Source organism: Streptomyces sp. ISL-36 (genome assembly GCF_018614205.1).
Classification (GTDB): domain Bacteria; phylum Actinomycetota; class Actinomycetes; order Streptomycetales; family Streptomycetaceae; genus Streptomyces.
On the sequence record NZ_JAGGOS010000188.1, the window covers coordinates 1 to 10,955 of the forward strand.

The 10,955-nt window shown below is 71.9% G+C and carries 13 protein-coding genes and 1 pseudogene; 11 read left to right on the forward strand and 3 right to left on the reverse strand.

Annotation, left to right across the window (positions count from 1 at the left end):
• The coding region (locus J7E93_RS34935; protein ID WP_215074060.1) for a 4'-phosphopantetheinyl transferase superfamily protein at window positions 1-873 on the forward strand (873 nt) is incomplete at its 5' end.
• A 43-nt stretch (window positions 874-916) separates the two neighbouring features.
• Window positions 917-1,915 carry an MBL fold metallo-hydrolase gene (locus J7E93_RS34940; protein ID WP_215074061.1) on the forward strand — a complete coding sequence of 333 codons (999 nt, stop codon included), beginning with the start codon at window positions 917-919 and terminating at the stop codon, window positions 1,913-1,915.
• An 11-nt stretch (window positions 1,916-1,926) separates the two neighbouring features.
• Here the strand turns inward: J7E93_RS34940 and J7E93_RS34945 are convergent, their stop codons facing one another.
• Window positions 1,927-2,595, reverse strand: a complete 669-nt coding sequence (locus J7E93_RS34945; protein ID WP_215074070.1) for a flavin reductase family protein — start codon at window positions 2,593-2,595, stop codon at window positions 1,927-1,929.
• 265 nt (window positions 2,596-2,860) lie between these two features.
• Between J7E93_RS34945 and J7E93_RS34950 the strand changes: the two genes are divergently transcribed.
• A complete protein-coding gene (locus tag J7E93_RS34950) occupies window positions 2,861-4,192 on the forward strand; it encodes an MFS transporter (protein ID WP_215074062.1) in 1,332 nt (443 codons plus the stop codon).
• Window positions 4,193-4,337: 145 nt separating this feature from the next.
• Window positions 4,338-4,712: a DUF6344 domain-containing protein gene (locus J7E93_RS34955; protein WP_215074063.1), complete on the forward strand. Its 375-nt coding sequence runs from the start codon at window positions 4,338-4,340 to the stop codon at window positions 4,710-4,712.
• Between the two features lie 179 nt (window positions 4,713-4,891).
• On the opposite strand, the gene J7E93_RS34960 is transcribed toward J7E93_RS34955, so the two are convergent.
• The gene (locus J7E93_RS34960; protein WP_215074071.1) at window positions 4,892-5,662 is read right to left on the reverse strand and encodes a DUF5324 family protein; all 771 of its coding nucleotides are present in this window, start codon (window positions 5,660-5,662) and stop codon (window positions 4,892-4,894) included.
• Between the two features lie 194 nt (window positions 5,663-5,856).
• On the opposite strand from J7E93_RS34960, the gene J7E93_RS34965 reads away from it, so the two are divergent.
• Together J7E93_RS34965 and J7E93_RS34970 are read left to right on the forward strand one after the other, a co-directional pair.
• Window positions 5,857-6,390: a peptidylprolyl isomerase gene (locus tag J7E93_RS34965; protein ID WP_215074064.1), complete on the forward strand. Its 534-nt coding sequence runs from the start codon at window positions 5,857-5,859 to the stop codon at window positions 6,388-6,390.
• Window positions 6,391-6,498: 108 nt separating this feature from the next.
• Window positions 6,499-7,365 (forward strand): rhomboid family intramembrane serine protease, encoded by an 867-nt coding sequence (locus J7E93_RS34970; protein WP_215074065.1) that lies wholly within the window; start codon window positions 6,499-6,501, stop codon window positions 7,363-7,365.
• Between the two features lie 347 nt (window positions 7,366-7,712).
• Here the strand turns inward: J7E93_RS34970 and crgA are convergent, their stop codons facing one another.
• Window positions 7,713-7,967, reverse strand: a complete 255-nt coding sequence (gene crgA / locus J7E93_RS34975) for a cell division protein CrgA (RefSeq protein WP_215074066.1) — start codon at window positions 7,965-7,967, stop codon at window positions 7,713-7,715.
• Between the two features lie 140 nt (window positions 7,968-8,107).
• Between crgA and J7E93_RS34980 the strand changes: the two genes are divergently transcribed.
• The 5 genes and pseudogenes from J7E93_RS34980 to J7E93_RS35000 all read left to right on the forward strand — a co-directional run.
• Window positions 8,108-8,875 carry a DUF881 domain-containing protein gene (locus J7E93_RS34980; protein WP_215074067.1) on the forward strand — a complete coding sequence of 256 codons (768 nt, stop codon included), beginning with the start codon at window positions 8,108-8,110 and terminating at the stop codon, window positions 8,873-8,875.
• 28 nt (window positions 8,876-8,903) lie between these two features.
• A complete protein-coding gene (locus J7E93_RS34985) occupies window positions 8,904-9,641 on the forward strand; it encodes a class E sortase (protein WP_215074072.1) in 738 nt (245 codons plus the stop codon).
• 64 nt (window positions 9,642-9,705) lie between these two features.
• Window positions 9,706-9,864, forward strand: a complete 159-nt coding sequence (locus J7E93_RS34990; RefSeq protein WP_215074068.1) for a hypothetical protein — start codon at window positions 9,706-9,708, stop codon at window positions 9,862-9,864.
• Window positions 9,864-10,502 (forward strand): aminodeoxychorismate/anthranilate synthase component II, encoded by a 639-nt coding sequence (locus J7E93_RS34995; RefSeq protein ID WP_215074069.1) that lies wholly within the window; start codon window positions 9,864-9,866, stop codon window positions 10,500-10,502. Before J7E93_RS34990 ends, J7E93_RS34995 begins: the two co-directional genes overlap by 1 nt.
• Window positions 10,499-10,955: pseudogene (locus J7E93_RS35000) on the forward strand (hypothetical protein); the annotation flags it as partial. The gene J7E93_RS34995 and the pseudogene J7E93_RS35000, both read left to right, overlap by 4 nt.

Here is a 10,955-nt window from a genome sequence, read left to right on the forward strand (position 1 = left end):
GCCGCGGCCGTGGCTTCCGCCCCGGCCGCGGCCGGTCCGGCCGGGTTCGGCTCGGTCCCGTTCGCCGCAGTCCCGCTTCCGGTCGGGGAGTTCGGTCCGGCCCCGCTCGACGACGGCCGGCCGCTGGTCGTCCACGGCACCGTCGACGCGTGGGCCCGGGCGGCCGAGACCCGTGGCGCTCGCCCGCACCCCGGCGACGCGGAACGTCTGCGGACCCTGCGCGACGACCGGCTGCGCCGGCGCTTCCTCGCCTCCCGGCTGCTGCTGCGCAGCGTCCTCGGCGCGCTCGTGGGCCACGACCCGGACCGGATCCGTCTCACCCGTACCGCGTATGGCCGCCCCTACGCCCCGGACCTGCCCGACCTGGACTTCAGCCTCAGCCACACCGGATCCCTGCTGGCCGTCGCGGTGCTGCGCGGTGGCCGTGTCGGCGTCGACGCGGAACGGCAGGGGCGCCCCATGTCCGTACTGGAGCACCGGATGTGCACCCCGTACGAGCGGGCCGCACTCGACGCGCGGGGGCTGCGCGGCACCGCGCGCGACCGGGAGTTGCTGCGCCTGTGGACGCTCAAGGAGGCGTACGCCAAGGCCCTCGGCACGGGTCTGCGCCACCCGCCCCGTACCTTCGGCCTGGACGCCGCCGATCCGGCGGGGCGGCCCGTCCTGCGAGACGCGGCCGGTGCCCCGCTGACCGGCGGGTGGGCCTCCGCCACGCACACCCTCCCGGGAACGCAGTCGACGACGGTGCTCAGCGTGGTCGCGGCGTACCGCCGACCACCTCCGCGCCCCGGTCCGCATCACCGTTCGCATCACGGTCCGCGGCCTGCCCCGAGCGGGGAGCCGGTGGCGTTCGAGCCGGGCTCCAGCCGCTGAGCCGACGATGGGCCAGATCCACGATGTCGATGAGGAGGCCCACATGACCGGAGTGACCACCGCGGCGGCTGTCGCGGCGGCCGGGGGAGCGACCCGGGGAGCGGCCGGGGGAGCGATCCGGGGAGTGGCCGGCGGAGCGGTCGGCCGCCGGCCCGAGCTGACGGAGGTCGCCGACGGGGTGTTCGCCTACGTCCAGCCGGACGGAGGCTGGTGCCTGAACAACGCGGGCCTGATCGTCTCCGGTGACCGCGCCGCGCTCGTGGACAGCGCCGCCACAGAGGCGCGCGCCCGGGCGCTGCGCGAGGCGGTGCTCTCCGTCGCCCCGGCCGCCCCGCAGGTCCTGGTCAACACCCACTTCCACGGCGACCACACCTTCGGCAACTTCGTCTTCCCGGAGGCGCTGGTCGTCGGTCACGAACGGGTCCGTACGGAAATGACCGAGGCGGGCCTGCACCTGACCGGCCTGTGGCCGGACGTCGAGTGGGGCCGGCTGGAACTCGTCCCGCCCGCCCTGACCTTCCGCGACCGGCTCACTCTCCACATCGGCGACAGGACCGCCGAGGTGCTGCACCTGGGCCCGGCGCACACCAGCAACGACTCGGTGGTCTGGCTGCCCGCCGAGCGGGTGCTGTTCACCGGCGACCTGGTGATGAACGGGGTGACGCCGTTCTGCCCCATGGGCTCGGTCGCCGGCTCCCTGGAGGCGTTGGACACGATGCGCGCCCTCGCTCCCGAGGTGGTCGTCACCGGTCATGGACCCGTCGCGGGGCCGGGGGTGTTCGACGAGACCGAGAGCTATCTGCGCCTGCTGCAGGACCTCGCCCAGCAGGGTCTCGCCGAGGGGCTCGACCCGGTCGCGCTGGCCCGCCGTACCGAACTGGGCCGGTTCGCGCGGTGGCTGGACGCCGAGCGACTCGTCCCGAACCTCTTCCGGGCGTACGCCGAGGAACAGGGCGAGCCCCGCGGTTCCCGCGTGGACATGAGCGAGCTCTTCCGGCGCATGGTGGAGTACCACGGCGGGCTGCCCACCTGCCACGCCTGACCGCCGCACGCTCACGCCCGCACGCCGATCTGCGCGGCGCCGACGATCCGCGCGGATCCGGCGACGGGTTCGGGGGCGGCTCCGGCCCCGCCGACAGGTTCGGGAGTAGCGGGTTCGGGGGTGACGGGTTCGGGAGCGGCGGGTTCGGGGGTGACGGGTTCGGGAACAGCGGGTTCGGGCGCTGGAGTGGCGGGTCCCCACGCGGCGAAGGCCCCCCGCCGGTACAGCAGCGGCCGGGCCTCCTCGCGCATGAGGACCCGCTCCATGCGCCCGATCAGCAGCCGGTGGTCACCGGCCGGCACGCTGCTCTCCAGCGTGCACTCCGCGTGCCCCAGCACCCCGTCGAGCAGCACCGGACAGCCGGGTACGGACTCGCCGCGCCGCCACGCCACCCCGTCGAACTTCCGGTCCGAGCGTCCCGCGAAGGTCCGGGCCAGCTCCTCTCCGCCGCCGGCGGCCAGCAGGTGCAGCGCGAAGACCCCCGAGCCGAGCAGGGCGGGCAGCGTACGGGACGACTCGTCCACGCAGACCAGCAGCAGGGCCGGGTCCAGGGAGACCGCGCTGAAGGCGTTGCAGGTGAACCCGAGCGGTCTGCCGTCGGGGCCCGCCGTGGTCACCACCGCGACGGCGGTCGGTACGGATCCGAAGAAGTCGCGGAATGCCTCGGGCCCCACAGCCATGCCCTTCACTGCCGTCACCTCGCACGTCTCGCATCGCCGGGGCGGGCCCCCGGACGGTGCCCGGGCGGCCCCGGGACAACGCCCGGGGTGACCTGCGGACCCGGCCAGCGTCTCCGGGATGTCTGGAGGTCTCCTGGACTCCCGCTGGAGCCCCCCGGCCACGGCGGGAGTCACGGAACGACCCACGCCTCGCCCCGAAGTGGCCCACATTCGTCGCTCTGTAATGGACCTGTCAGGCTGGGCCACACCGCCCTAACTTCGAGGTATGCCGCACACCTCTTCCCAGGCCTCCCGGGCACCCAGGGCACCCAGGGCACCACGAGCGCTCCTCCTCGCGCAGCTGAGCAATTCGATCGGCGACGGCGCCTTCTACGTGTCCTCGGCGCTCTACTTCACTCAGATCGTCGGTCTGTCCGCGCCGCAGATCGGGATCGGCCTCACCCTCGCCTGGGCGGTCGGCTCGGTCGCGGGCGTCTGGCTGGGACACCTCGCCGACCGGCGCGGACCGCGCGGGACCGCCGTGCTGCTCGCCCTGGCCACCGCGGCGGCCGTCGGCTCCTTCCTCCTGATCCGCTCCTTCGTGCCGTTCCTCGTCGCGGCCACGGTGTACGCCACCGCCCAGAGCGGCCTCGCCGCCTCCCGCCAGGCCCTGTTGGCCGGACTGGTCGAACCGGCCGCGCGCACGGAGGTGCTGGCCCGGCTCCAGTCCACGCTCAACGCCGGACTCGCGGTCGGCGCCGGTCTCGGCGGGCTCGCCCTGCACACCGGCACGCGCACCGCCTACCTGTCCGTCTTCGCGCTGGACGCACTCGGCTTCCTCTTCTGCGCGCTGGTGCTGCGCGCCCTGCCGCCCGTGGCCGGCACCCCGGCGGCGAGCGGCGGTGAGCCGCGCCTCGTGGTGCTCCGCGACCGTCCGTACGCGCTGCTCACCTTCCTCAACGCGCTCCTCCTCCTGCGGCTCCCGCTGCTCAGCCTCGCGCTGCCCCTGTGGATCGTGCAGCGCACATCGGCTCCCGGCTGGGTCGTCTCGGCGCTGTTCGTCCTCAACACCGGGGCCGTGATGCTCTTCCAGGTCCGTACGGCCCGGTCGGTGACGAGCCTCGCGGAGGCCACGCGCGCGGTGGGCCGGTCCGGCATCGTCATGCTCGCCTCATGCGCGGTCTTCGCGGTGACGGCGGCCGGCCTCGGGACCTGGATCACGGTCGCGGTGCTCGCACTCGGCGCGGCGCTCCAGGTCGCCGCCGAGATGCGTCACTCCGCCGGCTCCTGGCAGATCAGCTTCGCGCTCGCGCCGGCCGAGCGGATCGGTCAGTACCAGGGCTTCTTCGGCACGGGCGTCCCCGTCGCACGGACCCTCGGTCCTCTGCTGGTCACCGCGCTCCTGGTGACCTGGGGCGTGCCCGGCTGGCTGCTGCTCGGCGGCGTCTTCCTGCTGGCGGGCCTGGCGACGAAGCCCGCGGTGCGCTGGGCCGAGCGGTCACGCGGGCGCGCCACGACCGAAGCTGCCACGACCGAAGCTGCCACGACCCGAGCCGCCACCACCGAGGTTGCCGTCGGCGGGGCGGCGCCCACCGAACTCGTCGCGGCGGCCGGCTGAGCCGTACGGGTGGTGTTCATCCGAAGAACTGCGCGGGCACGGCGTCGCTCCTCGGAATCCCGGTGTGCGTACACATCATGAGAAAGGTATGTAAAGCGCGCAACCCGAAATGCACCATCCGAGAACGTCACGAAAGCGAGGGGCCATGGCCACCGCCAAGGTCAAGCAGTTCTGGACCGCCTTCATCTCCGTACTCTTCGCCCTGCTCGCCTCCGTCGGCCTGGCGAGCACCGCCACCGCCGCGCAGGCTCCCTCCGTCCAGCAGCCGGAGGAGCCGGCTTCCGGCGCCACCACCGCCGCGCGCTCCCTCGCCGCCGTACCGGCGCAGCGAACGCGGGAGTGGGCACAGTGGCCCGCGGTGCGCGACCGTGCCCTGCCGCCCACGATCAAGCAGCGCATCCGCGCCGAGGCGCACAACTCCTCGCCGTCCGTACGCCACCTGCCCGCCGACGCGCCGATCGAGACCGACGTCGCCGGCCAGGCGGAGCTGTCGGGCCTGGCGCTCGCCGCGAAGGCGTAGGCGCGGGGAGTGGGTTCGCTCCCCGCACGCCGTCCACCGCAGCCGGTGCAGTCGGCCTCACCGCGGTCGGTCTCGCCTGGCCGGCCTCAACCCTCTCGGCCTCAACCCGGTCGATCTCAACCCGGTCAGCCTCATCCCGTTCAGCCTCATCCCGTTCAGCCGGTCAGCAGGAAGCGCGGTCAGCGACGATCGTCACGATCCCGATCCGCATCGGACTCCGCTTCCGCCTCGGCTTCGGCCTGCTTGGCCTCCACTTCGGCATCGAGAGAACCACTGCCGTCGACGGACGACAGCGGTGTCGGTGACGTCAGGGACGACGGTTCCGCCACCCCCTCATCGACCTCGGTAGCAGCGGGCGGTTCGACCAGCCAGTCCGGGTTGGCCTGCTTGTCCCACCACTTCCAGGCGGCGTACGCGCCGCCGGCCAGCACGCCGAGGACCGCGAGGCCCTTGGCAAGGCGTCCGGCCCTGGCCCGACGCTCGTGCTTCCTCACGATCTTCCGAATCTCCTTCGGGGTCACCTGCCCGCGCAGCGCGGCCCAGGCGGCAGTGGAGCGCGACCCCGCCTCGTCGAGGACGGGCCCGGTCGCGGCGACCGCCTGCTCGACACGCGGAACGGTGTAGTCGGCCGCCTGACGGGCGGCCTTGCGGGTCACGACCGCGGCGCGATGCGCGGCGTCGTCGACTCGCGGCGGTACATGCGGTGCGACACGGGTGTTGTACTGCACACGAGCTTGAAGACGGGCCCGCCGAGCGGCCTTCGATACCTTCGGCGCGAGCCGGACGCGTGTTTCGTGCGCGTAGAGAGCGGCGTGGTCCTTGGCCGTCACCGCGTACTGCGCGGCCTGGTCCTTGGCCGTGCTCGCGTAGGGAGCCACCGCTGTCGCGGCGTGCACCACGCTGTCCTTGGCCGAATCGGTCGCGGCGCGCACGCCGTCCATCCGGGTCACGGGATCCTCCTCCTCGGTGGTGGTGTCGGTTTTTCGCCTTTCCACCCTTTTCGAAATCATGCCTGCCGTGACGCGGTCCGGCATGCGGTGCGGGGCATCCGGGGCATGCGGCGGTCGTCCGCGGCGTGCGAGGATCGGACGCGCCAGGGGACCCGGACGCCGGGGACCCAGAGGAGAACGAGGGAAGGCACACCGTGGCCGAGCAGCTTTACGCCACCCTGAAGACCAGCCGGGGCGACATCCGGATTCGGCTGCTGCCGAACCACGCCCCGAAGACGGTCAGGAACTTCGTCGAACTCGCCCAGGGGGAGCGCGAGTGGACGCACCCGGCCACCGGCAAGGTCTCCACCGACCGTCTCTACGACGGCACGGTCTTCCACCGCGTCATCAAGGACTTCATGATCCAGGGCGGCGACCCGCTGGGGAACGGCACCGGCGGCCCGGGCTACGAGTTCGCCGACGAGTTCCACCCCGAGCTCTACTTCGACCGCCCCTACCTGCTGGCCATGGCCAACGCCGGTCCGGGGACGAACGGTTCGCAGTTCTTCGTCACGGTCGGTGCCACGACCTGGCTGAACCGCAAGCACACCATCTTCGGCGAGGTCGTGGGCGAGGCGAGCAAGAAGGTGGTCGACGCGATCGCCACCACGGAGACCAGCCCGCGCACCGAGCGCCCGCTCCAGGACGTGGTCATCGAGTCCGTCCTGATCGAGAAGATCCAGAGCTGACCCCGGGGCCTCGGCCCGCCCCGGGAACCTTTTCGCCCCGCCCGTCCGTATGGAGGGCGGGGCGGTGCCGTGCCCACCCCCAGCCGTCCATGTCCTCGGGAGGGACCCATGGAGCCGGAGTCCGGCCTGCCGCGCTGTTACCGCCACCCGGACGTCGAGACGGGCATCCGCTGCACCCGCTGCGAGAAGCCGATCTGCCCGCAGTGCATGGTCTCCGCGTCCGTCGGCTTCCAGTGCCCCGACTGCGTACGGAACGGCTCCGGCACCGGCCACGCGGCCGATGCCAACCAGCCCCGCACACTGGCCGGCGGCCGGGTGGCGGCCGACGGCCGCCTGGTCACCAAGATCGTCATCGCGATCAACCTCGCCCTGTTCATCGCCGTGCAGGTGGCCGGAGACCGGTTGGTGGACGAGCTGTCGCTGATCGGCTACGCGTACAGCCCGCCGCTCGGTGAGGTGGTGGGGGTCGCGGACGGTGAGTGGTACCGGCTGCTGACCTCCGCCTTCCTCCACCAGGAGATCCCGCACTTCGTCTTCAACATGCTGGGCCTGTGGATCATCGGCGGGATCGTCGAGCCGGAGCTCGGGCGGATCCGTTACGCCACGATGTGCCTGCTCTCCGGGATCTCCGGCTCCGCGCTGGCCTATCTGCTCGCCGCGCCGAACCAGCCCTCGCTCGGCGCCTCGGGCATCGTCTTCGGCCTGATCGGCTCCTGGGCGGTGCTCACCCGCCGCCGCCGGTACGACATGCGGCCGGTCGTTCTCTTCGTGGCCCTGTCGCTGCTGCTGACCTTCACCCGCCCCGGCATCTCCTGGGAGGCGCACATCGGCGGCCTCGTCGGCGGCGCCCTGGTGACCTACGGCCTGGTGCACGCGCCGCGCGCCCGGCGCGCCCTGGTGCAGTACGCGGCCTGTGGACTCGTGGTCCTGATCGATGTCGGCCTGGTCCTCGCCCGCTCCGCCGCGCTCACCTGAGCGACAGGGGCTGTGGACGAGCTCTTCGGAAAGCTTTCCCCAGAGTTATCCACAGCGCGTGGCGGATCGGCGGCACCCCGTGGGGAACAACTGTGCCCCTCGCCTCTGAGCTGGGCTTTTCCAGCTCGGGCGAGGGGCGGCGCGTCCCCTGGATGGGGGTCACGCAGTCGGACCGGCGTCAACCCCGGCCTGAGTTATCCACAGATCTTCGTAAGTTATCCAGTGCTGTGCACAACGCTGTGGATAAGTTCAGGGCAAGGCTTGACTGCCGCGGTCGGGAGGCCCTGCTCCTCGGACGCGAGGCCCTGCTCCGCGCTCGGCAGGAGCTGCTCCTCGGTCGGGAGGCGCTACTTCCACTGGGTGGAGACGCCGAACCCGGCCGCGATGAAGCCGAAGCCCACCACGATGTTCCAGTTGTTGAGGGACTTCACCGGCAGCGTGCCGTCGGTGAGGTAGAAGACGACGATCCACACCAGCCCGATCAGGAACAGCGCCAGCATCACCGGAGCCACCCAGCTGCGGTTCGTCAGCTTGATGTTGGTGGCCTGCTTGGCGGGCGGAGGCGTGAAGTCGGCCTTCTTGCGGATACGTGACTTCGGCACGAGGGACTCTCCTGTCGATGCGCTGCGTGACCGCGCAGGGAACTGTGGCTGGCGCCGGGATGTGACGCAGGAGGACCACTGCGTCCCCCGGGCGTCCGTTAGCGTAGTGGTTCCACGGCACCGAAGGGGATCAGGGTACGTTGAGCAATTCCGCCGACTCTCCCCCCGGGCCGGTCCGACCTTCCCCATGGCGGCCCGTCCGGGTACTGACCGCTGCCGTTTTCGCCCTCGCCGGTCTGATCTTCGTCACCAGCTTCAACACCGCCAAGGGCACCAACATCCGCACGGACGCCTCCCTGCTGCGGCTCTCCGACCTGATCGAGGAGCGCAGTCACAAGAACGCGACCCTGGACGAGTCCACCGCCGCGCTGCGCGAGCAGGTGGACGCCCTGGCCGCCCGCGACGACGGCTCCACCCGCGCCGAGGACGAACGGCTGCACGCCCTGGAGGCGGCCGCCGGCACCACCGAGACCTCCGGGCCCGGACTGACCGTCACCCTCAACGACGCCCCGCCCAACGCCCAGGCGGCCCCCGGCTACCCCGAACCGCAGGCCAACGACCTCGTCATCCACCAGCAGGACCTCCAGGCCGTCGTGAACGCCCTCTGGAAGGGCGGGGCCAAGGGCATCAAGGTCATGGACCAGCGGCTCATCTCGACCAGCGCCGTGCGCTGCGTGGGCAACACGCTGATCCTCCAGGGCCGGGTCTACTCGCCGCCCTACAAGATCACCGCCGTGGGTGACCGGGGAAAGCTGAACAAGGCGCTCGCCGACTCCCCGGCGATCCAGAACTACCAGCTGTACGTGAAGGCGTACGGGCTCGGCTGGAAAGTCGACGAGCACGGAGCGGTGACTCTTCCCGGCTACTCGGGCACAGTGGACCTCCACTACGCGAAGCCGGTGAGCTAGAGCCGGCGACGGGGAGGGCCGGGTGGGGCTGTCCGTACGACTGGTCGTGAGGACCCTCAGCGAGCTCTGCATCACCGTCGGAACGGTGATCGTCCTCTTCGTCGCCTACGTCGTGTTCTGGACGGGAATCAAGGCCGACAGCGCGACGGCGGGCCAGGTCGAGCTCCTGCAGCGCGCCTGGGTGGACCAGCCTCTCCCCTCCACCCCGCCCACCTCACCCGCCCCAGCGGCCCCCGGCGCCCCGGTCCCACCCTCCACCGCGCCCGTCCCCAAGCCGTACCCGGCGGGCAAGGGTTTCGCCGTCATGTACATCCCCCGCTTCGGCAAGGACTGGGAGTGGCCCGTCCTGGAGGGCACCGCGACCGCCACCCTGAAGAAGGGCCTCGGCCACTACGCCTCCACCGCCCGCCTCGGGGAGACCGGCAACTTCTCCGTGGCCGGCCACCGCCGCACGTACGGAGATCCGTTCAAGGACTTCCCCCGGCTCCGCCCGGGTGACGCGGTGGTCCTCACCGACGGCACCACCTGGTTCACCTACCGGATCGACCGGACGCCGTACCGGACCGTCCCCACCGACATCGGTGTGATCGACCCGGTACCCCGGCCCCTGAAGAAGAACGCGGCCGGCTTCACCGGGCCCGGCCGCTATCTCACCCTCACCACCTGCGAGCCGGAGTGGGGAAGCAGCCACCGCCTGATCGCCTGGGCGCACCTGGACGCGACCCAGCCTGTGACGCAGGGCAAGCCGCCGTCTTTGGCCGGCTGACCCCTCTCGGGGGCATCGCCCCGTACTCTGGGTCCCGTAACGAACGGAAGGGGCAGCGGACCTCATGTACGGCTGGATCTGGCGGCATCTGCCGGGCAACGCGTGGGTGCGGGGGATCATCTCGCTCGTACTCGTCCTCGCGGTCGTCTACGCGCTCTTCCAGTACGTGTTCCCCTGGGCGGAGCCGCTGCTTCCGTTCAACGATGTGACGGTGGACGCCTAGTGAGCGCGCGGATTCTCGTCGTCGACAACTACGACAGCTTCGTCTTCAATCTCGTCCAGTACCTCTACCAGCTCGGCGCGGAGTGCGAGGTACGGCGCAACGACGAGGTCGAGCTGAGCCACGCCCAGGACGGTTTCGACGGCGTCCTGCTCTCCCCCGGGCCCGGCACGCCCGAACAGGCCGGTGTCTGCATCGACATGGTCCGCCACTGCGCCGCCACCGGGGTCCCCGTCTTCGGCGTCTGCCTGGGCATGCAGTCGATGGCCGTCGCGTACGGCGGCGTCGTCGACCGCGCCCCCGAGCTGCTGCACGGCAAGACCTCCCCGGTCCGCCACGAGGGCAAGGGCGTCTTCGCGGGCCTCCCGTCGCCGTTCACCGCGACCCGCTACCACTCGCTGGCCGCCGAACCCGCGGCGCTGCCCGCCGAGCTGGAGGTCACGGCCCGGACCGAGGACGGCATCATCATGGGGCTGCGCCACCGGGAACTGGCCGTCGAGGGCGTGCAGTTCCACCCCGAGTCGGTGCTGACGGAGCACGGTCACCTGATGCTCGCCAACTGGCTGGAGCAGTGCGGCGACAAGGGGGCGGTCGGACGGTCGGCGGGGCTCGCGCCGGTGGTGGGCAAGGCTGTCGCGTGACGGCGGGGTCGCCGTGGTTCCGGGCGACGCAGGAGCCGGAACCCGAACCGGAGCAGCAGCGGCCGGAACCGGCGCCGCGGTACGAGGAGCCGGCGTACGGCACCCCGGCGTACGAGACGTCGTACGAAACCCAGGGCTACGAAACCCCGGGCTACGAGACCGCGGCGCAGGAGACCACGGCCTACGAGACGACCGGGTACGGGACGACCGGGTACGAGGCCACGGCCTACGATCCGATACCCGCGCCGTCTTCCGATCCGTCCTCCACGCCGTCGCCCGTGCCGTCCCCCGAGCCGCTTCCGGGGCCCTACGAGCCGTCTCCTGAGCCCTACGAGCCGGTCGACGGGACGATGGCGCTGCGGACCGTGGAGCCGGCCGCGTCGCCGCTCCACGGCCCCGGCAGGGCCGAGCGCCGCCGCGCCGCCAAGGGCCGCGGCCGCCGAGGCGGCACGA